Source organism: Mesorhizobium sp. P2_A12, assembly GCF_056405075.1.
The window spans coordinates 527601-550033 of the sequence record NZ_JBFUCU010000002.1; the positions used below are offsets into that span (position 1 = coordinate 527601).

General features: G+C 63.3%; 17 protein-coding genes. 10 read left to right on the top strand and 7 right to left on the bottom strand.

The genetic code is table 11. From position 1 onward, the window contains the following. Positions 1-2 precede the first annotated feature (2 nt). Both AC1DZU_RS07425 and AC1DZU_RS07430 read right to left on the bottom strand, forming a co-directional pair. Positions 3-533 carry a FecR domain-containing protein gene (locus AC1DZU_RS07425; protein ID WP_477283171.1) on the bottom strand — a complete coding sequence of 177 codons (531 nt, stop codon included), beginning with the start codon at positions 531-533 and terminating at the stop codon, positions 3-5. A gap of 590 nt (positions 534-1123) precedes the next feature. After that, positions 1124-1441, bottom strand: a complete 318-nt coding sequence (locus AC1DZU_RS07430; protein ID WP_477283173.1) for a HEAT repeat domain-containing protein — start codon at positions 1439-1441, stop codon at positions 1124-1126. A 233-nt stretch (positions 1442-1674) separates the two neighbouring features. On the opposite strand from AC1DZU_RS07430, the gene AC1DZU_RS07435 reads away from it, so the two are divergent. Next, a complete protein-coding gene (locus AC1DZU_RS07435; protein ID WP_477283175.1) occupies positions 1675-3270 on the top strand; it encodes an ABC transporter substrate-binding protein in 1596 nt (531 codons plus the stop codon). Between the two features lie 139 nt (positions 3271-3409). On the opposite strand, the gene AC1DZU_RS07440 is transcribed toward AC1DZU_RS07435, so the two are convergent. Continuing rightward, the gene (locus AC1DZU_RS07440; RefSeq protein ID WP_477283177.1) at positions 3410-5599 is read right to left on the bottom strand and encodes an adenylate/guanylate cyclase domain-containing protein; all 2190 of its coding nucleotides are present in this window, start codon (positions 5597-5599) and stop codon (positions 3410-3412) included. 322 nt (positions 5600-5921) lie between these two features. Here AC1DZU_RS07440 and minC point away from each other — a divergent pair, with 322 nt between their 5' ends. The 5 genes from minC (at position 5922) to AC1DZU_RS07465 (ending at position 11946) form a co-directional block, all read left to right on the top strand. Then, entirely contained in the window at positions 5922-6725 is an 804-nt protein-coding gene (gene minC / locus AC1DZU_RS07445; protein WP_477283179.1) for a septum site-determining protein MinC, read from the top strand. Between the two features lie 57 nt (positions 6726-6782). Beyond that, positions 6783-7598: a septum site-determining protein MinD gene (minD, locus tag AC1DZU_RS07450; RefSeq protein ID WP_184875292.1), complete on the top strand. Its 816-nt coding sequence runs from the start codon at positions 6783-6785 to the stop codon at positions 7596-7598. After that, positions 7595-7867: a cell division topological specificity factor MinE gene (minE, locus tag AC1DZU_RS07455; protein ID WP_024501686.1), complete on the top strand. Its 273-nt coding sequence runs from the start codon at positions 7595-7597 to the stop codon at positions 7865-7867. Before minD ends, minE begins: the two co-directional genes overlap by 4 nt. Before the next feature lie 227 nt (positions 7868-8094). Then, entirely contained in the window at positions 8095-10299 is a 2205-nt protein-coding gene (locus AC1DZU_RS07460; protein WP_477283182.1) for a sensor domain-containing diguanylate cyclase, read from the top strand. Between the two features lie 180 nt (positions 10300-10479). Continuing rightward, positions 10480-11946, top strand: coding sequence for a coiled-coil domain-containing protein (locus AC1DZU_RS07465; RefSeq protein ID WP_477283184.1), 1467 nt, complete (start codon positions 10480-10482; stop codon positions 11944-11946). Between the two features lies 1 nt (position 11947). On the opposite strand, the gene AC1DZU_RS07470 is transcribed toward AC1DZU_RS07465, so the two are convergent. Genes AC1DZU_RS07470 through AC1DZU_RS07485 form a run of 4 tightly spaced genes read right to left on the bottom strand, consistent with a single transcriptional unit; the run spans position 11948 to position 17107 of the window. After that, a complete protein-coding gene (locus AC1DZU_RS07470; protein ID WP_477283186.1) occupies positions 11948-13780 on the bottom strand; it encodes an ABC transporter ATP-binding protein in 1833 nt (610 codons plus the stop codon). 9 nt (positions 13781-13789) lie between these two features. Continuing rightward, positions 13790-14824 (bottom strand): glycosyltransferase family 2 protein, encoded by a 1035-nt coding sequence (locus tag AC1DZU_RS07475; protein ID WP_477283188.1) that lies wholly within the window; start codon positions 14822-14824, stop codon positions 13790-13792. Positions 14825-14828: 4 nt separating this feature from the next. Further along, entirely contained in the window at positions 14829-15935 is a 1107-nt protein-coding gene (locus AC1DZU_RS07480) for a glycosyltransferase family 2 protein (protein ID WP_477283190.1), read from the bottom strand. Next, on the bottom strand, positions 15932-17107 hold the full coding sequence (locus tag AC1DZU_RS07485) for an acyltransferase family protein (RefSeq protein ID WP_477283192.1): 1176 nt from the start codon (positions 17105-17107) through the stop codon (positions 15932-15934). The genes AC1DZU_RS07480 and AC1DZU_RS07485 overlap by 4 nt, the downstream gene beginning before the upstream one ends. A gap of 895 nt (positions 17108-18002) precedes the next feature. Here AC1DZU_RS07485 and AC1DZU_RS07490 point away from each other — a divergent pair. The 4 genes from AC1DZU_RS07490 to AC1DZU_RS07505 all read left to right on the top strand — a co-directional run bounded on the left by AC1DZU_RS07490 (position 18003) and on the right by AC1DZU_RS07505 (position 22396). Beyond that, positions 18003-19094 carry a sensor histidine kinase gene (locus tag AC1DZU_RS07490; RefSeq protein WP_477283294.1) on the top strand — a complete coding sequence of 364 codons (1092 nt, stop codon included), beginning with the start codon at positions 18003-18005 and terminating at the stop codon, positions 19092-19094. A 169-nt stretch (positions 19095-19263) separates the two neighbouring features. Then, complete coding sequence (locus tag AC1DZU_RS07495; protein WP_477283194.1) at positions 19264-20145, top strand: EamA family transporter; 882 nt, start codon at positions 19264-19266, stop codon at positions 20143-20145. A 104-nt stretch (positions 20146-20249) separates the two neighbouring features. After that, the gene (locus AC1DZU_RS07500; RefSeq protein WP_477283196.1) at positions 20250-21641 is read left to right on the top strand and encodes an NfeD family protein; all 1392 of its coding nucleotides are present in this window, start codon (positions 20250-20252) and stop codon (positions 21639-21641) included. Further along, positions 21638-22396: a slipin family protein gene (locus AC1DZU_RS07505; RefSeq protein ID WP_477283198.1), complete on the top strand. Its 759-nt coding sequence runs from the start codon at positions 21638-21640 to the stop codon at positions 22394-22396. Before AC1DZU_RS07500 ends, AC1DZU_RS07505 begins: the two co-directional genes overlap by 4 nt. Positions 22397-22433 lie beyond the last annotated feature (37 nt).

The following is a 22433-nucleotide window of genomic DNA, read 5'->3' on the forward strand; positions in this document are numbered from 1 at the left end:
GCTCACTGGCCGAAACGGGCCAGCAAGGCGGAAACGCGCTTGGCGGGCCAGCGCTTGACGGTCAGCGGTCCTGTTCCGGCCTCGACGTCGACGCCGTCGCCCGGCGCCAGCACCACGCCGGCTCGGGACGCCGGCCGGTTCACGGCGACGCGACCCCTGAGGACGAAGACAGACGTCTTGCCCCGGCCGACGTCGACTGCCCATTTGGTGCCGCGCGCCGCGGCGATCGCCTGCGGCGTGACAACCGCGAAGCCAGCCGGGATCGAGCCGGCCGGAGCATCGAGCAGCAGCGCCTTGCGCCGCAACCGAACCGCGTCGACCTTGCCGTTTCGGTCGCGGTCCACCAGCGTGAAACGAGCGCCACCTTCGACAATGATGGTCAGGCCTTCCCGACATCTCACAATCTGTCGGGACGTGCCGGCCACCGGCGCGAACGCACACCCCGCGCCCTGCGCCAGGGCGGCATCCACCCAGAAGACACCGGCAAACAGGCCGGCCACCAGGCCACGGAAAAATCGGTTCCTTGCGCTCATCGATGTCCCCCTTGCTCCTGCAAAAACCTCCGGCCAAGAAAATCTGCTGCCGCCCAGCCTGCAGCATGCGTACGAACCAGCACTTGCAGTCGCGTTGCGCCGAGGCAGCAAGGTGCCGACCGGCGATCCTAGCACGACAAACCTGCTCCGACACCAAGCAAGGCGGCGGCCGCGATGCGAATGTCGATCAGGCGACGACGTTTACCGTCGATGACACCGGTCGGGGGCCGGAGGGGCTGGCAACTGACGGAGCGCATCAGCGTAAGAAGCCTGCACCAGGGCGACCTCGCGCGGCATGCCGCACCCAGTGCAATATTTCAAGAGGCGGTGAGGGGTTGAGTTGTTCGTAATTACCTTAGTCTGGCGGCCGCAATGGCGAGACATACATGTTAGACTATTGCAACCACCCTGAAAGACCGTTGTACATTCAGCGGAGACCTTAATTCTCTGTGCGACAAATGGCAGCTTAGGGCCTCATGTCGGCCGTAGAGGTCGGCTTCGCAGCTTCCTGAAAGCAGACCGTGCCGGCGATCACGCTGGAGGTCGTGGTTGGGCCACGGCGGAAATCCCTGGCGCGCGTCCAGAATCCATCAATTGCCTCTGATTGTGGACAGAGCGTCCTTTGCGTAAATGCCAACCAGAGCTTCATTCTGGAGTGCCACGAGCGCAGGTATCGCAGCCCGTGCCGGAGGCCCGATCTTTCCCAGCGCCTCGATGGCCTCGAGGCGGAGATATTCAACGTTGAGCGCTTCAACCAGAGCCGGAACGGCTTGTGCTGCTGCTGGTCCAAACCAGCCCAGTCGCTTTGCTGCATATAGATGGAAAAAGGGGATTGCCGGGGTCAAGCTCTGCTTCCAGGCTCGTAACGGTGACGTCCAGCGGCAGCGCAGCAATACGGAGACCGTCATACAGGCGCTCCCTTGCATGTAGCACGCGTCGCGAGCGTCGGCCGGTTTGCCCGCCACACTCGGGCCCGCTATGATCTGCCGCGGGCCGAAACCGTTTGGCCCGCGACGGAGTAACTAAACAAGAACAAGAACGAACAGGAGAGGTTACCGGCCCATCTCGTGAGGGGATGCGCCTCCTCGTTTCCTCTTGGACATGCCCGTTCTCCATCTGCATCTGAAGGAGAAACCAGGAAATGACGGAATTCGAATTGAAGCTGCAGTCGGCCGCCGAGCTTGCCGCGCAAGGCAGGGTTTCGCGTCGTGACTTTGTTCAGCTGGCGCTCGCCGCCGGCCTTACCGCCATGGCCGCCAATGCGATGTTCGTCCAAGCGGCGCGCGCCGAGCCCAAGAAGGGCGGCACCTTGAAGATCGGCATGGGCGAGGGTGCCGCCACCGATACACTGGACCCGGGTCTCTCCCTCAACTCGTTCACCGGCACCGCGCTGTTGGGAACCTTGTCGAACAGCCTGACAGAGATCGATTCCAAGGGCAACGTGGTCCCCGACCTCGCCGAGAGCTTTGAGCCGTCAGACGGCGCCAAGAAGTGGGTGTTCAAACTGAGGAAAGGCGCCACCTTTCACAATGGCAAGACGGTTACCGCTGATGATGTCGTGGCCTCGGTCAGGCATCACACCATCGAGGGCACGAATTCGGTGGCGAAATCGCTCTTGGCTTCGGTCAAGAATGTCGTCGCCGACGGTGCCGAGACGGTGGTGTTCGAACTCGACGGCGGCAATGCCGACTTCCCCTACATCATGTCGGACCTCCCGGTCGTGCCGGCGAAAGAGGGCGGCGTCGACTGGGAGTCGGGCATCCGCACCGGCCCCTATATGCTCGAGAAATTCGAGCCCGGTGTCATCGCCACCTTCAACAAGAATCCGAACTACTTCAAATCCGACAAGGGCTGGTTTGACCGTGTCGAATGCCTGGCGATCAATGATGTAACGGCGCGCACCAACGCGCTCTATACTGGCGAGGTCCACTACATGGATCGATGCGATCTGAAGACGCTCGACATCCTGACGCAGAACCCCGATCTCCTGATCTCGGAGACGACGGGCTACGGCCACTACGTCTATGTCATGAACGTCCAGAAGGCGCCCTTCGACAATCCCGATGTGCGCAATGCGATCAAGTACTCGCTCAATCGCGACGAGATCGTGCAGAAGGTGTTTCTCGGCCACGGCGCCATCGGCAACGACAATCCGATCGCACCGACCGTCAAGTTCGCGACCGATCCGCAGCCGAAGCACGTCTACGACCCCGACATGGTCAAGAGCCTCCTCAAGAAGGCGGGGGCCGAGAACACCCAGTTCGAACTGTCGGTCGCGGATGCCGCGTTCGCGGGTGCGACCGACTCGGCTCTCCTCTGGCAGGAGCATGCCCGGGCGGCCGGGCTCAACCTGAATGTGATCAGGGAGCCCAATGACGGCTATTGGGACAATGTCTGGCTCAAGAAGCCGTTCTACGCCTCTTACTGGGCCGGCCGGCCGAGTTGCGACTGGATGTTCACCACCGCCTATGCGGCGGAAGCGGTGTGGAACGAAACGTTTTGGAACAATCCGCGCTTTAATGAGCTGCTCGTCGCCGCCCGCTCGGAGACCGACGATACCAAGCGTGCCGGCATGTATGCCGAAATGCAGCAATTGCTGCATGACGACGGCGGGCTGGTGAACCTGGTCTTCAACTCCTACGTCGATGCCCACACCAAGGCTCTCGCCCATGGCGAGGTGGCGTCGAACTGGCCGATGGACGGGCAGAAGATCGCCGAACGCTGGTGGTTCGCCTAGGCCGTGTACTCATAAATTGGGATGGCGAACTGGACGCGTTTGATGTCTCCTTGTCCCCCCAACAGCGGTTCCGGAGCGGATATCGCAGCAGGTCCGAGTTGGACCACAAGCGGAAATCCCTGGCGCGCGTCCAAGTCCATCAATTGCCTCTGATTTTGGACAGCGCGTCCTTTGCGTAAGCGCCAACCAGAGCTTCATTCTGGAGTGCCACGAGGGCAGGTATCGCAGCTCCTGCCGAAGGCCCGATCTTTCCCAGCGCCTCGATGGCTTCCCGGCGGAGATATTCAACCTTAAGCGCTTCAACCAGAGCCGGAACGGCTTTTGCTGCCGCAGCTCCAAACCAGCCCAGTCGCTTTGCTGCATATTGCTGGGAAAAGGGATTGCCGGTCTCAAGCTCTGCTTCCAGGCTCGTAATGGTGACGTCCAGCGGCAGCGCAGCGACGCGGACACCGTCATTCAGGCGCTCCCGGACGCTTGCATGTTCATGATCCCATTTGAACGAGAGGTGTAAGGTGTCGGGAAGGTTTTCGAGCCCTTTCTGGCCTACACCCGGTCGGAACTTCAGTAGCATTTGCCTCGCTTCTTCTCGGCGACCGAGCTGCGCCAGCACGGAACTCAGAGGTAGAAAGAGCGCAGTTGCGTCTGGGTTTCGCCTAACGCCTTCTCCGAACACCTCAGCCGCTTGTTTCAGATCGCCCATTGCAAAAAGCGCCAATCCACGAGCGAGAACGTAGTGACTTGGATAGTTCGGGTTGAGCCGCATGGCGGTCGCGACGAAATTCAGCGCCTCGGCAGGTTCGCCTGAGATCGTCAGCGCCCAAGCCGTTGCGATGTGTGCCTCGGGGTCGTTGGGATCCGATGCAATCGCTCGACCGGCATTCCTGCGTGCATCTTCGGCCAGACCTTGATAAACGTCCCGCAATGCCTCGACCGTATAAGACAGTGACGTTGGATACTTCTTGGCCAGCTCTACGTAATCTTGAGCTCCCAACCAGAAATATGGTTCGTCCCTACCGAGTTCTTTACCCCAGAGTGACTCAACCACGCGGAAGTAGGCCAGCGCCAGGGCGGCATAAGCGCGCCCATATTCAGGGTCAAGTTCAGTTGCTTTTTTCAAGGAAGTGATGGCGGCAGCTGTGTCCTTTGAGTTGTAACGGAGATAAAGGCTCCAACCCTTTTCGAAAGCTTCCTTGGCTGCAATGTTGTCCGGCTTGGCGCGGACAATTTCCGTTTTTTCGGTGGTGGTGAGATTGACCTTCAACGCTTCGACGATCTTTGCTACAAAAACGTCCTGGATCGCAAAAATATTGGCGACGTTTCCATCGAACCTCTCCGCCCACACATGCCCGCCGGTGAGGGCATCAATAAGCTGGGCGTTGACTCGCACCTGCTCGCCGGCGCGCCGTACGCTCCCCTCCAGGACGTAGCGCACGCCAAGTTCCTCCGCGACCTGCCTGATTTCTACAGGCTTGCCGCGGTAAACGAATGTCGAGTTTCGCGCGATCACGAAGAGGCCGGAAACCTTGGAAAGGTCGGTGATCAAGTCATCGGTCATGCCGTCGGCGAAGTGCTCCTGGCCGGCGTTGTCCGACATGTTGGTGAACGGCAACACAGCGATGGATGGCTTGTCGGGTAGCGGGAGCACCATCCTTGCCTTCGAGGCCACCTCGACCGGCGATCCTGAACCGTCCCCAAGCACCTTCCAAAGCGCTACACTTCCGGCGACCAGGATCAGCACCATCGCCGCGACAGTCAGCCGGCGCCAGTCGAAACGACGTTTGCGTTTTGCTGGAACCGTCCCGGACGCGGCGCGCGCCCGCGGGCCTACCCGATACAGGCGAATAGGTTTTTCGATGTTCTTGACTTGTTGTTCACCCAAGAATTCGAACTCGAAACCCAGCTTTCTCTCGACCTGATCGAATGCCGATCCCGAAATCAGGACGCCCCCGGGTTCGGCCAATCCTTCCAGTCTCGCGGCGACATTCACGCCATCGCCATAGATGTCCTGCCCTTCGACAATCACATCGCCAAGGTTTACGCCAATCCGGAATTCGAGCTGTTTTTCCTTCGGGAGTTCGGCGTTGCACTCCGCCATCGTCTGCTGGATTTCGACTGCGCAACCGACCGCGTCGACCACGCTGGAGAATTCTATCAGCGCGCCATCGCCCATGAGCTTCACGATGCGCCCTTTGTGAGCAGTAATTTTCGGGTCGATCAGATTCTCGCGGGTGCTCTTGAGGCGTGCCAAAGTGTCCGCCTCGTTAGCCTCCATAAGGCGGCTGTAGCCAACAACGTCGGCGGCGAGTATCGCCGCAAGCCTCCGCTCCATGCTTGGCTCCAGACGTAGGGCATCGGTCGCATCATGATAGAAGGGTATCGCTTCGCAGCCTAGCCCTGTTCAGGTCTGCTTCGGGTCAGGTCACGACGATGTCCGCGCCCACCGGAAAGTCCGCTCTTTTAAGATGCGCAGCCTGAACCCGCCATTCCGCTCCGGCCCTATCAAGACGTTCGGCATGTAGCCGGTCAGCGTCCGCTACTGGCCCTAGTCGACCCTGCCGATTTCTCGCGCAGCTGCCAAGTTGCCCCCATCATTAACCATTCGTTAACCATTCACTCGCTAGCGTTTACCTATCAGTAAGGATTCGCCGCCAGTGACTTTTGCCGCTCCCCTCGAGGCCAAATCCATTCGCTTTCGCGCCCGCTCGTTCGTCGCTTTCACGCTGACGCCGGAGGCGCCCTTGGGGGCCTGGCTGGAGGGGCTCGACCATTGGATCGGTAACTCGCCCGGCTATTTCTCCGGCCGCCCGGTGCTGCTCGATTTGAACACGCTGAAGCCGCAGCCGAGCGAGATCGCGGCGCTGGTGGCTGAACTTGGCCTGCGCGGCATCCGCATCTATGCCATCGAGCTTGAAGGGGCTGCCCTCGGCGCCGAATTGCCGCCGGTGCTGACCGGCGCCAAGGAGGCGACGACGGATGGGCTGCTGCCCGGCCGCAAGGCGAGGGAGGCCGACAAGGCAGAGGGCAAGGCGCCGGAAGGGCGCGCGGATGCGGGCGGTGCCGGCAAAGGCAAGGCTGGCGCAAGCAAGGCAGGCGAAAGCGAGCCGCAGGCCGCGCAGCCTGAAGCTTCGGGCACGCTGATGATCAAGTCGCCGATCCGTTCCGGCCAGGCGATCGTGCATCCGCATGGCGATGTCATCGTGCTGGGCTCGGTCGCTTCGGGTTCGGAGATCATCGCGGCGGGATCGATCCATGTCTACGGCACGCTGCGCGGGCGCGCTTCGGCGGGTGCGCTCGGCAACAAGGCCGCGCGCATCTTTTGCCGCCGCAACGAGGCCGAGCTTCTGGCGGTCGACGGCTGGTATGTGACCGCCGAGGAGATGGAAGGCGTTTCGCGCGGCAAGCCGATCCAGGCATTTCTCGACGGGGACGGGCTGCGCGTCGCGCCGCTCAGCTGAGCGGGCCGATATGGGCCGCGCGACGGACAATAACACAACAACAACGGAGGCATTCTCATGGGCAAGGTAGTGGTGGTCACCTCGGGCAAGGGGGGCGTCGGCAAGACGACCTCGACGGCAGCCCTGGGGGCGGCGGTCGCCAAGACCGGCAAGAAGGTGGCCCTGGTCGACTTCGACGTCGGCCTGCGCAACCTCGACCTGATCATGGGCGCCGAGCGCCGCGTGGTGTTCGACCTCGTCAACGTCATCCAGGGCTCGGCCAAGCTTTCGCAAGCGCTGATCCGCGACAAGCGGGTGGAGACGCTGTTCCTGCTGCCGGCCTCGCAGACGCGCGACAAGGATGCGCTGACCGAAGACGGCGTCGGCGAGGTCATCGACAAGCTGCGCTCGGTGTTCGACTATGTGTTCTGCGACAGCCCGGCCGGCATCGAGCGCGGCGCGCAGCTCGCCATGCGCTTTGCCGACGAGGCGGTCATCGTCACCAATCCGGAAGTCAGCTCCGTGCGCGATTCCGATCGCATCATCGGCCTGCTCGACGCCCGCACCTTGAGGGCCGAGCAGGGCGAGCAGATCGCCAAGCATGTGCTGGTCACGCGCTACGACGCGGCGCGCGCCTCCCGCGGCGAAATGCTGTCCATCGACGACGTGCTGGAAATCCTTTCGACGCCGCTGCTCGGCATCATTCCCGAGAGCCAGGATGTGCTGAGGGCCTCCAACCTCGGTTCGCCGGTGACGCTGTCGGAGCCGCTCAACGCTGCCGCCAAGGCCTATATCGACGCCGCCAGGCGGCTCGAGGGCGAGAACTTGCCCGTCGTCGTGCCGTTCGAACGCAAGGGTTTTCTCGATCGTCTTTTGGGAAGGAGGGCGGCATGAACCTGCTCGACATCTTCAAGCGGCGCTCCAGTGCGCCGGTGGCGCGCGAGCGGCTGCAGGTGCTGCTCGCCTATGAGCGCCGCAACCGCAGCCAGCCCGACCTCGTCTCCATCCTGCGCGAGGAGATCATGGCCGTGATCGCCAAGCACGTGCAGATCGACCAGGACTATCTGCAGGTCTCGATGGACCGCGGCGAGACCATGTCGACGCTGGAAATCGACATCCAGATCCCCAACAAGAGCGCAGTGCCGCTGGCGATGGCGGGCTGACAAGCCTTTCCTCACCCTCGCTGACGTTGGCTATTGGCGAAAGCCGGCGTGACGTCCGATCTCCCCCTAGGGGGAGATTGCGCTTTCACCTTGGCTGTCCCATCCCGCGAGGTGTGGTCGGGCTGGCACCGTTAGGACGATGATAAGCATTTGGTAATAAAAGCCAGGAATGAAATGCTGGTTCGATCTGACATGCAGGATGCCGTCGCTTTCGGCGGTGCCCTAACGTGCGCATCAAAAGCCTGATCATCCTCAGCATGACGAGCGCCGCGACCTTGATCGGGCTGGTTGGCGGCCTTGCGATCTTTACTCAGATGGCCGCGACCAAGTCGCTGGGTTTGACCGAAGCGACCAACGTCGCCCGGGAACTGGCCGACACGATCGTCTTCAAATCATCCGACGGCTCACCTTCGCTGTTCGAGCGGCCTGAGGCGCTGCGCGAATTTCTGGAGCTGCAGCACCATCGCTCGCTCAGGGATTTCCTGATCGTCGACCCCAACAAGATCCTGCTGGCCCATGCCGCTGACGAAGAACACAAGACCGGCGAGAAGTTCGATCACGACCCCGGCAACGAAGTCGGTCAGACTTTGGCGGATGGCATCCCGCGCAAGTTCAGCGATACGCATGAAGCCAATGAAATACTGGCCGTTGCGATCGAACATCCCAAGGATACGATCGTCGGCGCCGTGCTGCTGGAATACGATCCCTTGCTGCGCGCCGCCGAACAGCGCACCAACAGCTTGCTTTGGCTGGTTGGCCTCGGTGCGGCAGCCGCCATACTGGTTGCGGCGGCATTCGCCTGGGGGCTGCTCAGCCGTTTCGGCGCCGGCCTTTCGGACATGATGAGAGGCATGGAATCGCTGGCGAAAGGCAACGCCATGACGCGCATCAGCCACGGCCGCAAGGATGAGTTCGGGCAGTTGGCGCGGGGCTTCAACACCATGGCGGACGAGCTTGCATCGGCGCGGGCCCACATCGAGGATATCGTCCAGACGGCGGCCGAAGGCATCGCCGTGCTGGACAGTGACGGCAAGATCGCAAGCGTCAACCCCGCGGCGGCGGCGATGATCGGGCGGCGCGCCGACAAGATCGTCGGGCAGGACTGGGGCTCGGTCATGGCAATGCGGGATCCGAGGGGAGCCGAGTTCGCCGCGGGAACGTCTCCCGTGGAGCAGGCCTTGACCACGGGCCGCCAGCATCAGAGCGAAGTGCGCCTGACCAAATCGGATGGCTCGCATGTGCCTGTCATCGCCAGTTGCAGTCCGCTCAGCCGGTCCGACGGCGGCCTCGTGCTGACGCTCAGCGACATCAGCGAGCTGCGCCGCGCCGAAGGAGTCGTGAACGAGCGTGCCGATCAGCTGGCGCTGCTCAACCGCGAACTGCACGAGAAGTCCGAAACCACGACCCGCCTGGTGAAGCTTGGCGAACTGCTCCAGGCCTGCGTCACCTTCCCGGAAGCGTTCTCGGTGGTCGGCACCGCCATGGCCGAGTTCCTCAGCGGCTTGAGCGGAACCGTCCACCTGACCAGCGCGTCGCGCAATTTGGTGGAGGAGATGGCGCATTGGGGCGACGTCCGCTCGAGCGCCACGCAGTTTGCGCCGGAAGACTGCTGGGCGCTCCGGCGCGGCCAGGAACATGTCACCGGCCCCGGCATGCTCACGCCGCGCTGCGCTCATATCACCGAGAACGGCAAGAAAGGCTATGTCTGCATGCCTCTGGCGGCGCAAGGCGAAACGCTGGGCATCCTTCATCTGTGCGAGCCGAATGCGGCCGAGAAGCCGCAATGGCTGGCCGAAAGACAGCAGATCCTGCGCGGCGTTGTCGACACGCTGGCGCTGGCGCTGGCAAATCTGCGCCTGCGCGAGACGCTGCGGCAGCAGTCGATCCGCGATCCGAACACCGGTCTCTTCAACCGGCGATATCTCGAGGAGACGAGCAGCCGCGAACTGCGCCGGATGGAGCGCTCAGGCCAGCCGCTGGTGATCATCATGCTCGATGTCGATCATTTCAAACAGTTCAACGATACGTTCGGCCACGAAGCCGGCGACCTTGTCCTGAAGCAGGTCGCCGCCACATTGATCGAGCATGCCAGGGATAGCGATGTCGTGTCGCGCTATGGCGGCGAGGAGTTTGCCCTTGTCATGCCGGGAAGCTCGGTCGAAGAAGGCGCCGAGCGGGCGGAAGCGCTGCGCCAGGCGATCAGGAAGCTTCATCTGACGCATCGCGGCCGGACGCTGGGCACCGTTACAGCCTCGTTCGGGGTCGCCGCCTATCCCGAGCATGGCGTGGGCTGGGCCGAGTTGACCAATGCCGCGGATCACGCGCTCTACGATGCCAAGGGCAACGGGCGCGACCGGGTCGCTATCGCGCTGGGCAACGCGTCCGGGGAGCGCCCCCCGATCCAATTGGTGCCAGCCCCGAAAAGCAGCTGAGACGCCTTTTGAGGTAGAGTTTTCCATGGCCGTGGCATTGTTTGCTCGCGGCATCCACCCCCAAATGTCCGAACCTACCTCCCGCCAACGGGGGCTTCCCCTGCGCAAATTGCGGATGTAAGGATATGTTAGCAATTCGTTAAGTAGCAAGTTGGGGTTTGCGTAAGGGGGAGTTCGGCTATGAACTTCAAGGGCCTGATCAAGCGTGCTGAAGACGTAGATAAAGCAATTCAGGAACTCGAGATCGATCTGGCGGATGCGCTGGATGCAAGTCTCGACGCCGAGGACGAGGCGCCGCCAGAGAGCGACGATGTCCCGGATGCCGCGGCAGGACCTGACGAGCCGCCACCCGTGGCCGATGCGGCAAATGCGGATAGTGCGAAGAATGCAGACAGTGCGGGCAATACCGACAGTCCCGAAACCGGGCCGCGACTGACGTCCCATGCACAGACCCGACTGGCTGCGTTGAGCGCCTTTGAAGGGCTGTTCCATGACGCCAGGGATTATCTGGACGACATCCACGGCAAGCTGTCGGAGATCGCGACCTCACATCACCTGACGCGCGAATATCTCAACATCCTGCATGGCGACATCCTTCGCGCCAACGAGCTGGAGCTGGTAAATGCCGGCCTGATCGCCGAACAGAGAACGCTGTCGGAAAAGCTGCACGACGCGGGCAGAAAGCTGCGCGAGCGTGAAAGCGCTTGCGAAGTGCTGCAACACCGCGAGACAAGCTTGGTCCAGGACAGGGAGGCGCTTCGCACTGCGCTTGCCGCGACAAGGCTGGAACTCGCGGAGGCAGCCAATGCCAGCGCAAAACGTGACGCGGACTTCGGCGACATCGCCAAGCGGCTGACCGCCAGGACCGTCGAGGCCAACAGGCGCTTGCGCGAGAGCAAGATGCTGCGGGAACAGCATGTCAGCCTGTCGATGGAGCTCGACAAGGCGTTGAAGCGGGAATCCCAGGCGCGCCACCGGCTCGACGAGCTCTCGGCGATCCATGCCAGCGAAGCCGCGCGGCTTGCCGAACTGCTGGCCGCGCTCGCCAAGAGCGAGAAGGAGGAGGTGCGGCTCCAGAAGGCATTTGAGGCCGCACAGGCGAAGCTGTCGGGCATGGCCGAAGCGGCCAGCATGGTGGAAGGCGACCGGGAAGCCGAGCTGGCGCGCAGCCAGACGGAAACGCGCGGGTTGCGCTCCGAGATCCAGGACCTGCAATCGCGGCTGGAGTGGGCCTCGAATGAGAACAGCGAGGCCGCCAGCGAGATCGCCAGGCTCAAGACTGAATTGAACGACACCCTGGCCGAAAAGAAGATCGCCGACGAAAAATTGACCGCGCTCACCGATGAGAACGAAAGCGACAAGGCCAGCCTTTCGAAAGTGAACGCCAATCTTTCACAGCTTGTGCTGCAACAGGCGTCGGAACAGATACAGCTCGATGTCCAGAGGCAGGAATGCGAGGACCTCAGGGCCGAAATCGTCTCGCTCAATGCCCGGATCAAGGAATTGCTGCCCTACGAGCGGCTCCACAAGGCCACCAGCGGCAGACCGCGTGAGGGCACCGTGGTCGAGATCACCGGCGTGGTGGCGGAGAAAGCGCGTGCAACGGGCAGGCGGCGCGTCCGCAGGAACCTGCGCGCGACGCCGTAGCCTACTTCGCGGGCTCCCCGCGACGTCGCTTGGCACTCGCTCGGCCTGGGGCGGCGAGTTGCTCGTGCTGGTAAAGCTCGTCCATGGTAAGCGATGCCAGCGCGCCGAAAGGTGCCTGCTTTTTCACCCTGCCGCCGCTCAGGATCACCACGTCGTCGCAGAACGAGATGGTGCTGTGATGATGACTGATGACGATGGTCGTTCGGCGGCCGGCTCTCGACTTCAGCGTCTCGACGATCGCTGCCTCCGAGAGACCGTCGACGGCATTGGTGGCCTCGTCCAGGATCAGGAGATCGGGATCGCGCACCAAGGCCCTGGCCAGTGCGATCCGCTGCCTCTGTCCCGCCGAAAGGTTGACACCCCTGTAGCCGACGAGCGTGTCGTAACCGAGCGGCAGCCGTTCGATGAATTCATGCGCTTCGGCCAGTCTTGCAGCACGCTCGGCTTCGTCGGCCGTGGCCGCGTCCTGCCCGTAGGTGATGTTTTCGAAAATGGTGCCATCGACCAGCTCCAGCTCCTGGCTGGCCAGTGCGATGTGCTGGCGCCATTGGCTGGCGTCGATCCCGTCGAGCGGTGATCCATCGACGAGAATCCTGCCGGTGTCCGGCTCCACGAAGCGGCACAGGAGATTGACGATCGTCGTCTTGCCGGCGCCCGAGCGGCCGATCAGTGCCGTCGAGCGGCCGCTGCGGATCTCGAAAGTCGCCGAATGCAGCACCACCTCACGCCGATCCGTGCCGGAATAGGTGAACGTCACGTCATCGAACTTGATGCCCTGGCGCAAGCTGTGGAACGGCCCGTCGCCTTGCGGCGGTGGAGGCTTGCCGGACGGATCCAGCATCCATATCACCTCTTCGAGCGATCCGCTCAGGCCTTGCAGCTGGCTCCACGACCCCTGCAGGGCCCGCATATGCGGCTGCAGCCTGTAGAGCAGGATGACAAATGCGATGATCAGCGGGAAGTTCACCTGCGCCAGCCAGGCGCCGATCACCACCGCCAGAAACAGCGCGGCGTGGAGAACCTCCGTCAGCGGCGGCAACGCTCCCTGGCGGACAAGCAGAACGAAGGAGGCGCGGCGGACCGCATCGGACGCCGTATCGAATATCGCTTTCTCCCGGCTCTCCTGTCCGAAGATGCGGATCAGGCGCCCGGCATGCACCAGATGGAGCATCTGCGATGCGAGGTGCGAGTTGCGCGAGGCGACGCTGCGGCTGGGCCCTTTCAGATTGGCCGACAGGATGGCGTGCGCGATCTGGACGGCGGCCAGTCCCAGCGTGACCAACAGCGTCATGCGCCACGAAAGCAGCAGCAGAAAAGCCAGCAGGATGATTGCGGCCGAGGCGCTGACGATGGCCGACAGCACGATCTGGATCGCATCCGACGCCCGCCAGGATTCGTTGGAGATGATGTTGAGCAGCCGCCCCGGACTCTGCCGCAGGAAGAATGGGTAGCCGACCCGCAACAGCCGCTCCGACAAGGCGCTGCGGATCGAATGGCTTGCCTTGCCGTAGATGAAGGTCGTCAGCAGCGTGTTGGCGAAGGCGAAAATGTTCTTCAGGACGATCGAGCCGAGGATGGCGATCGAAATGACCATAAGCCGGTCACGCTCGCTGAGGCCCGATCCGACATGCTGGAGGACGGCGGAGAAGCCGCCCATTCCCGCGGCATCCCCGTGTCCCATGATAATGCCCAGCAACGGGATGATCAGGCCGATGCCGAACCCTTCGAGGACGGCGCCGACCAGGCCGAGGACCACCACCGCCGGAAGCAGGCGCAGTTGCTTCTTTCCGAACGTCCGGAACAGCATCGGCAGGCTGGGCGGTAGCAATGGCATTATAGCGGTTCAACTCGCTTCGGCATTTGCCTGTTGATCTTGTCGCATCGGTGCACCCTGCGCCCGTCTCGCCAGCATGAGAACCGCGAATCTGGCCGCGCCGAGCAAATTCATGCCGACGATCGGCCAGTGCGACAGGTTGAGTTCGCGATCGAACGCCGGCCCGCCCGCCGATTCCCGGAAAGCGGCTCTCGCGGCCCAGTAGAAGTGACGCAGTAGCCAGGGCGCATGGCGAACATGTTTCAGGCAGAGCCCGCCATTTCCCAGGCTGTAGTCGCGGTGGAGCTTTTCGATGGATTTGCGATCCCGCCGGCCGTGATGATGGAATATCGTCATGTCCGGCACATACTCGACCGCGATGCCGAGCAGCACCGCGCGCACGAGGTAATCGGTATCCTCCGCCGACCGCAACGGCCCGCCGGCGCCGAAACGTTCGTCGAAATAGCCGATACGGGCCGCGACATCGCGGTGCATCGTCATGTTGCAGCCCAGCACGAAACCGCCGGGATGGACATCCGGCGTCAGCCGCTCGCGTACCCGCGAGCGCTTGATCGTGAAAGGCAAATCCCGGGGGTCGCCAAGTTCGACACGGCCGCCCCGGATGAGCCATTGTTCCCCCGACGCATAGTGTCGCTCCAGATCGCGCAGGTAGTCGCAATGGACCGCGCAATCATCATCGACAAAGACCAGCACACGGCCCCGCGCGCGCTTCAACCCGGCGTTACGGGCAGTCGCCAATCCGGGGCGGGGTTCGCAAACGGGCGTGAATGGGACGTCCGACACGGCGGCGATGCTGGCCAGGCGTTCCGCCGTGCGGTCGCTCGAGCCGTTGTCGACGACCACCAGTTCGGCAGCGAAGCCGGCGTGGGCGCGGCACGCGGCCTGCACCGACTTGATGCAGGCCTCGAGCACGGCGACGCGGTTGCGCGTGCAGATGATGAAGCTGACTTCCGGCGCCGATCGTTCCGGGCGGGGATTGGCCGGGCCGGCGCCGAGCGCTGTCGAACGATCGCGCTGCAGGGGTTGGTGGGCTTTGACGGTCATCCCTCTAACTCAACTGATAAGGCGCCAGGACCGTCTCGGCGGGCGCGGATTTGAAGAAGTATGCCAGGGCGTCCGCCTGCCGGCCGGCCGACAGCGAGGCAAGGCTGAGCCGGGGCGCCCAGGAGCCCGGCCGCAGCGCATATTTCTCGCGGCGCCGGATGACGTTCCATTTCGCGGTCCGCGTCAGCAATTCATGCGTCAGCGAGGGCTGCTTTTCGTCGGCGACGAGTTGGTAGAGGAAATAGAACAGGTTCAGCGCGCCGGCCTCGAAGCTCCGCCGCGTCTCGGCCGGCAGCGAGCAGATCTCCTCCTCGAGCGCGACGATGAAGTTGGCCGCACGGGTAACCGTGTCGAGGCTGACCGCATCGCCGATGTCGCGCAGGCCCCGCGTGGTTTCCGCGAGGCCCTCGCGCTCGAGATTCTCCGCCACGATCCGCAAATGCGTCCGGCGCATCTCCTTGCTGTGCCGGCTGGTCACGCTTGCCTGATGGATGCGGTAGACGACCAGGTTTTCGGGCATCATGGCTGCCGGGTAACGGCCGGCCAACCGCCTGAAAAGGTCGAAATCCTCGGCGTGCCTGTAGGTCTTGTCGTAGTGGAGATCGCCGTCTTCGATGACCTTCCTGTTGTAGACGACCGTCGGGTGCATGAAGATGGTGAAGAACATCGCCAATATGGGAATGCGGCCGAACTGGAACACCGGATCGGGCTTGCCTCTGGCGATGCGGCCGCGGATCAACATGTCGACGCCAGCGCCGCAGAAGCCAAGTTCGGGCCGCCGCTCGAACAGCGCCACCTGGCGCGACAGGCGCCAGGGGTAGGCGACGTCGTCCGCGTCCATCCGTGCGACCAGTTCGCCCTGGGCTTTTCGCAGCCCTTCGTTGAGCGTCGCGACGAGGCCGCGGTTTTCGCGCGAGATGATCGAGATGCGGCTGTCGGCTTGCCGGTATCTCTCGAGGATTTCGAGCGAATTGTCGGTCGACCCGTCATCGATCGCGATGACCTCCACGCGGCAGTAGTCCTGCCGCAGGATGCTTCCCAGCGCGGCGGCGAGATAGGGCCCGGCGTTGTAGACCGGCAGCAGGACCGAGACGAGCGGCGCGGCGGTCATCGTGTCGCATCCGTTTGCTGGAGGTCGAGCGATGGCGCTGGGCCATCGAGCGATCGGCCGGGCGCCCTCGCGATCCAGCCGGCATGGCCGGCGGGTGCCGGCGCGGCATGGGTGCGCGCCACATAGGGGAAGTGGCGCTTCAGGCGGTTGAGCGGCCTTTCGAAAGCCACCCAGGAAATCGAGGCCACGACAATCGTGGCGGCGCTCGCAACCAGCAACCGCCCTGGCCCTTGCTCCGAGACATTGAGCGGAATCCACGGCTGCGACTTGACGGCGAGCGATAGCAATATCGGATGATAGAGATAAACGCCGTAGCTGATGCGACCCAAAGCCAGCAACGGCGGCAGCTCGGCAAGCTTGCCGAGGGTGCCGCCAAGGCCGCTCGAACAGGCGGCGACGATGGCCATCAGCGGCACCAGCGGCAGGACTTGCAGCAGCAGCCAGCGGGCCCATTCCAGTGTCGGATCGGGAGGGGCTGGGACGAACCACTCGATCATCAGAAATGCGGCCGCGAAGGCAGGCCAGCCCAGCCGCATCCATTGCGGCAGGGCAGCGCCCCTGGACCGCCAGCAGGCAAGCAGCGCACCCGACGCCAGCGCATCCATGGATGCCGGCGGCAGCAGGTCGCGTGCCAGCGCCGGAGTGGCGGTGACCGGCCAGTAGAAGCGATAGGCCAGCGACAGCAGGATGATGCCGATGCAGATAGGCTCGAAGCGCCGTCGTGGGACAAGCAGGACGATCAGTGGCCAGGCGACATAGAACTGCTCCTCGATGCTCAGGCTCCAGAAATGGCACAGCACCCAGGGCGTCCAGTCATTGCGCAGCGCATACCAGAAATTCGACAGATAAAGCGCGTGCCAGATCAGCGATGCCCTGGCCTGTTCCAGGTCAAACAGCCAAACGAAACCCAGGACGGCGAAATAGGGAGGAAATATCCGCAGCGCCCGCCTGATGTAGAAGGATCGCAACGCGGCGCCGGTTTCAAATTCGGCGGCCGAACGCGCTTCCAGCAGCACGCGCGTGATCAGGAAGCCGCTCAACACGAAAAACAACCGCACGCCTATATGGCCCCAGAAGGAAGATCCTCCGGCCGCGAAGAAATGGGAGTACAGCACCATCGTGACGGCGATGGCCCTCAATGCATCCAGTTGGATGTCGCGGGTGTTTCCCATCAGCGGCGTCCGCCAGCGTGATGTCCGCGATGAAGCCGCAAGGCGGCCATTTCGAACGGTAGGCCAAGACCCGCCACGGGGCCGGCAGCATCAAACCCGCGTTTTGCGAGTCCGCTTAGGCCGGGCTCGAAATCGACAGACGGGCAGCTAAAGTCGGTCAAGCCAGGGGATCCTTCACGGCCTATGTCCAGTCGTTAAATGAGTCCCCCAGAGGATGGTTCGGTTACCGCATTGTGCAGCGCAACACAAAAATTTTACCAAGCCGAAATACTTGTGTGAGCGAGCGCGAAATATTGATAAAAACCGGCCGGTGCCTGCCCTTTTTGGCGATTTTCTCCAGAACTTCAACCCTGTCGTTAAGCTGTCCGAATCCGCCCGTTTGAGTTGATTGGAGAGAATCTCAGCTTGGAAATAGGAAAGTCTAGAGTTTTTCTTAAATCGTCCGCGAATCTCGGAAGTCTATATTTTTGCTATATAAATTTTGCTCCAGCTCTGCAGCGAATGAATTAGAAGCATTGAGTTTTGCGCGATGCAGCATGGCTGCCGGCCTTTGCGTGGTCACCAGGCGCGCGGCTATCAGGCCCGCATCGCGCTCGCCCGGCGCTCGGCCGCATCGCGGAGGCAGACCGCCGAACTCACCCGCACCATAGCGCTGGCCGGTACGGTAACCGGCGCCGATGTTGCCAAGGCGATGGGGCAGGCGAGCAGCACCGAGGCCGCGGCTGGCATCGAGGCTGGCGACGCAGTGACCGGCTACGCGCCGGGAGCGGCTACGCCAATTCCGAGAACACCACTCAATGTGCGTGGCAACGCGGCGCGCGAAAATGCCGCCTCGAGCATTGGCGATGGCGGGTTGGTCGCATCGCTGATATTGATGCCCCCACAGGTGCTGCAGATGACATCCGATACACAGAAGGGCGAAGCGGTCGGGCAGTTGCTCGAAACGCCGGACCTTGCCAGTGCGCTGGAAAGCGAACAATTCAAGAAGTTCCTCGACCAGGTACCGATTGCCATTGCCGTCTCGGATCTGGGCTCGAAGGAGCGCGTTGTGTATGCCAATCCGGAATTCGAGAAATTGTCCGGCCTCAAGGCGGCGAGGCTCGCCCGGGAGCGCTGGGCCGCGCTTTCCGGCACCGGCCTGCACCAGCAGAAGGGCCGGGCACTCTTTGAGGCCATCGTCGAGGAGACCGATTTCGTCGGCACGTTCCGGCTGGAGCGGAAAGAAGCCCCTGCGATCGTCGACGTCTACTCCAACCTCATCCAGGATGACGATGGCAAGGTCTGCTTCCGGCTGGTGGCACTGGTGGATGTTTCGGCCCATGGCGAAACAGAGGATGCGCGCTCGATCGACGAGCACATCCGCGAGAAGGACACGCTGCTGCGCGAACTCCAGCACCGGGTGAAGAACAATCTGCAGATGATCACCGCGCTGATCCGCCTCGAAACCCGCAACGCGGCCGAGCCGGACCAGAAGCGTTTCGAGAGGCTGGCGGGGCGCGTCGACGCGCTGGCGATCCTCTACCAGACGCTGTCTGGCGACGATCACGACGATCACAATGATGAGGTCGATCTCGGCGTCTATCTCAGCCAAATCGCGTCGGCGGTGATGAACTCGCATGCGGTCGAGGGCATCCGCCTCGACATGAAGGTCGACACCTATCCGGTATCGATCAACGTGGCCATGCCGGCCGGGCTGGTGGTGAATGAGCTTTTGACCAATGCGCTCAAGCATGCCTTCCAGGGGCGCGACGGCGGCACGATCACGCTGCACAGCATCGTTGATGGCGATGGCTGTAGCGTCGTTATCGCCGATGACGGCATCGGTCTGCCGGAAGGCGAGACTTGGCCCAAGCGCGGCAAGCTCGGCGCGCTGATCGCCCACTCGCTGACCGAGAACGCCAAGGCGGAGTTCGACGTGAAGTCGAGCCCAAGCAAGGGCACGAGGGTCACCATCCTGTTCAAGCGCTCGGTTGCGGCCGCCGCCTAGCAGGGTGACGCTGAACCGGTGGCATGGATGGCGGAAGAGCCCGGCTGACCTTCGACCGCTTGGCCTTGCCCCAGCCGACAGTCCGCCCTGCCTCACGACAGGACAGGCCGGTTGCCCGTATTCCCGATCCATGCTGCCTGGTCAGGGCGCAAAGGGAGGATGAACCAAAGTGACATCGACGCCGGTTGCCCGTCGCGAAGCGGCGCCCTTGCCGATCGCCGCGCTGATGGGGGCCATGGTTTCGATCCAGATCGGCGCCACCTTCGCCAAGGGCCTGTTCCCGCTGATCGGCGCGCAGGGCACGACGACGCTCAGGCTGGTCGTCGGCGCACTGATGCTGATCGCGGTGCTGCGGCCGTGGCAGATGCGGCCGTCGCGCGCCACCATGCCATGGCTGATCGCCTATGGCGTGACGCTGTGCGCGCTCAACCTTCTGTTTTACGCCGCACTCGCCACCATTCCGCTGGGCATCGCGGTGGCGTTGGAATTTTCCGGTCCATTGCTGGTGGCGACGTTGACCTCGCGGCGTGCCAGCGACTTTGCCTGGATCGCGCTGGCGGTGGCCGGTATCGTGCTGTTGTCGCCGTTCGTCCATTCGCTGCAGCCGCTTGATCCGACCGGAGTGATGCTGGCGCTGGCGGCCGGCGGCTTCTGGGCGCTCTACATCGTGCTCGCCCAGAAGGCGGGCGCCGAACTCGGCTCTCGGACCACAGCCTATGGCATGGCGATCGCAGCCGTGCTGGTGCTGCCCTTCGGCGTGGCACAGGCGGGAACCGCGCTGCTCGCGCCATCGATCCTGACCAGCGCGCTGCTCGTCGGCCTGTTTTCCAGCGCGCTGCCGTTCTGGCTGGAGATGGTGGCGCTGACCCGGATGCCGGCCCGCATCTACGGCACGCTGACCTGCCTCGAGCCCGGGCTGGGCGCGCTGGCCGGCTTCCTGTTCCTGCACGAAAGCCTGACCCCTACGCAATGCGCAGGGATCGCCGCCGTCATTGCCGCCGCCTTCGGCACCGCGCTGACGTCGCGGCCACCGGTACCATCGCCCGAATAGCTCCTCGACAAGAGATTGCGCTCGGCCGCGTTCGCAATCGCCGGCGTCGCTCCTCTTGGACTTCGCCAAAATACAACCCATATTGATTTCACGGAGCTTTGAGCGTGACCTTCGCGCGGGTGGCCCTTCTTGCCGCGGCCTTCGTCGCCGCAGCTTTCTTTTCTCCCTTCTCTTCGGCCGGGAGCGAGAAGGTTGCGCTGAGCGTCGCCATTGACGGCGCCATCGGGCCGGCAAGCACCAGGCAGCTCGAGGAAGCGCTTGACGTCGCCGCCAAGCGGGGCGCCGAAGTCCTCATCCTTCAGCTCGATACGCCCGGCGGGCTGGTCACCTCGATGCGCGAGATGATCGCCGATATCCTCGCCTCTCCGGTGCCCGTCATCGGCTATGTCGCGCCGGCCGGTGGCCATGCCGCCAGCGCCGGCACCTATATCCTCTATGCCACCCACGTCGCGGCGATGGCGCCCGGCACCAATCTGGGCGCCGCGACGCCGGTCGAGATGGGCGGGCTGCCCTCGCTCCCCGGCGGCGACAAGGACAAGGGCGACCAGAACGACAAGGGCGACCAGAAGGACGCCACCGGGCGGCCGGCAGGCGACGCGATGATGGCCAAGGTGACCAATGACGCGGTTGCCTTGATCCGCTCGCTGGCGGAACTGCGCGGGCGCAATGGCGACTGGGGCGAGAAAGCGGTGCGCGAAGCGGCGAGCCTTTCGGCCAACGCGGCGCTGCAGGAACATGTGATCGACTTCGTCGCCAACGACACCACGGAGCTGTTGCGGCTGGCCGATGGGCGGACCATCGATGTAGCGGGCAGGAAAGTGGTTCTGGCGACCAAAGGGCTGCCGGTCGAGACGCTGGAACCCGGCTGGTTCATCCAGCTTCTCTCCGTCATTACCGATCCGAACGTTGCCATCATCCTGATGCTGGTCGGCGTCTACGCCATCATCTTCGAGTTCACCAGCCCCGGCGCGGTGGCGCCCGGCGTCATCGGGACCATCTGCCTCGTGCTTGGGCTCTACGCACTCAATCTCCTGCCGATCAATTATGCCGGCCTCGCCCTGATGCTGCTTGGCGTCGCCTTCCTCGTCGTCGAGGCCTTCAATCCCACCGTGGTGCTTGGACTCGGCGGCGTGGCCGCCTTTCTGCTTGGCGCCACCGTGCTGCTCAAGACCCAAGGTCCGGGCTTCGCCGTGTCATGGGCCGTCATCGGTCCCGCCGCCGCGCTGACGCTTGGGCTGGCGCTGCTGACGGGCACCTATGTCTGGGCGGCGCGCAAGAGCCTGCCGCGTGTCGGCGGTGAGGCCATGCGCGGACTGTCGGCCCAGATTCTCGACTGGCAGGACGGCAAGGGCCATGTAATGGCCCAGGGCGAGCGCTGGCGGGCGAAGGCCGACGAACCCATCGCACCCGGCGACAGCGTCGAGGTGACCGACATCAGCGATCTCGTGCTGACGGTGCGGCGGCGCGACGCCGGAAGGAATGGAGCAAAAAAATGAGCATCGGTTACGTGGCCTATCTGTTGCTTGCGCTGGTGGTGGTCATGTTCCTGTCCGCGGCCATTCGCATTCTCAGGGAATATCAGCGCGGTGTGGTCTTCACGCTCGGCCGCTTCACCGGGGTCAAGGGTCCCGGTCTCATCATCCTCGTCCCCTTCATCCAGCAGATGGTCAAGGTCGATCTGCGGGTGGTGGTGCAGGATGTGCCGCCGCAGGACGTGATTTCGCGCGACAACGTCTCGGTGAAGGTCAACGCGGTGCTCTATTTCCGCATCGTCGACGCCGAACGGGCGATCATCCAGGTCGAGGACTTCATGGCCGCCACCAATCAACTGGCGCAGACCACGCTGCGCTCGGTGCTCGGCAAGCACGAACTCGACGAAATGCTGGCCGAGCGCGACAAGCTCAACAGCGATATCCAGGAGATCCTCGACCAGCGCACCGATGCCTGGGGCATCAAGGTCTCCAATGTCGAGATCAAGCATGTCGACCTGAACGAGAGCATGATCCGCGCCATCGCCAAGCAGGCCGAGGCCGAGCGGCTGCGCCGCGCCAAGGTGATCAACGCCGATGGCGAGCAGCAGGCGGCGGCCAAGCTGGTCGAGGCGGGCAAGATGCTTGCGGCCGAGCCGCAAGCCATGCAATTGCGCTATTTCGAGGCCTTGCACGACATCGCCGGCGAGCGCTCGTCCACAGTGGTGTTCCCGCTGCCGGTCGATCTGCTCAGCCAGTTCATGAAGGGGCAGGGGAAGTAGGGGAGGAGCGTGTGATCGCCCCCTTTGTGAGGAGACC

What these genes read in the sequence shown, in the direction of transcription:
- AC1DZU_RS07425 (WP_477283171.1), bottom strand. Translation starts at nt 533, where the DNA reads ATGAGCGCAAGGAACCGATTTTTCCGTGGCCTGGTGGCCGGCCTGTTT.
- AC1DZU_RS07430 (WP_477283173.1), bottom strand. Translation starts at nt 1,441, where the DNA reads ATGACGGTCTCCGTATTGCTGCGCTGCCGCTGGACGTCACCGTTACGA.
- AC1DZU_RS07435 (WP_477283175.1), top strand. Translation starts at nt 1,675, where the DNA reads ATGACGGAATTCGAATTGAAGCTGCAGTCGGCCGCCGAGCTTGCCGCG.
- AC1DZU_RS07440 (WP_477283177.1), bottom strand. Translation starts at nt 5,599, where the DNA reads ATGGAGCGGAGGCTTGCGGCGATACTCGCCGCCGACGTTGTTGGCTAC.
- minD (WP_184875292.1), top strand. Translation starts at nt 6,783, where the DNA reads ATGGGCAAGGTAGTGGTGGTCACCTCGGGCAAGGGGGGCGTCGGCAAG.
- minE (WP_024501686.1), top strand. Translation starts at nt 7,595, where the DNA reads ATGAACCTGCTCGACATCTTCAAGCGGCGCTCCAGTGCGCCGGTGGCG.
- AC1DZU_RS07465 (WP_477283184.1), top strand. Translation starts at nt 10,480, where the DNA reads ATGAACTTCAAGGGCCTGATCAAGCGTGCTGAAGACGTAGATAAAGCA.
- AC1DZU_RS07470 (WP_477283186.1), bottom strand. Translation starts at nt 13,780, where the DNA reads ATGCCATTGCTACCGCCCAGCCTGCCGATGCTGTTCCGGACGTTCGGA.
- AC1DZU_RS07475 (WP_477283188.1), bottom strand. Translation starts at nt 14,824, where the DNA reads ATGACCGTCAAAGCCCACCAACCCCTGCAGCGCGATCGTTCGACAGCG.
- AC1DZU_RS07480 (WP_477283190.1), bottom strand. Translation starts at nt 15,935, where the DNA reads ATGACCGCCGCGCCGCTCGTCTCGGTCCTGCTGCCGGTCTACAACGCC.
- AC1DZU_RS07485 (WP_477283192.1), bottom strand. Translation starts at nt 17,107, where the DNA reads ATGGGAAACACCCGCGACATCCAACTGGATGCATTGAGGGCCATCGCC.
- AC1DZU_RS07490 (WP_477283294.1), top strand. Translation starts at nt 18,003, where the DNA reads ATGACATCCGATACACAGAAGGGCGAAGCGGTCGGGCAGTTGCTCGAA.
- AC1DZU_RS07505 (WP_477283198.1), top strand. Translation starts at nt 21,638, where the DNA reads ATGAGCATCGGTTACGTGGCCTATCTGTTGCTTGCGCTGGTGGTGGTC.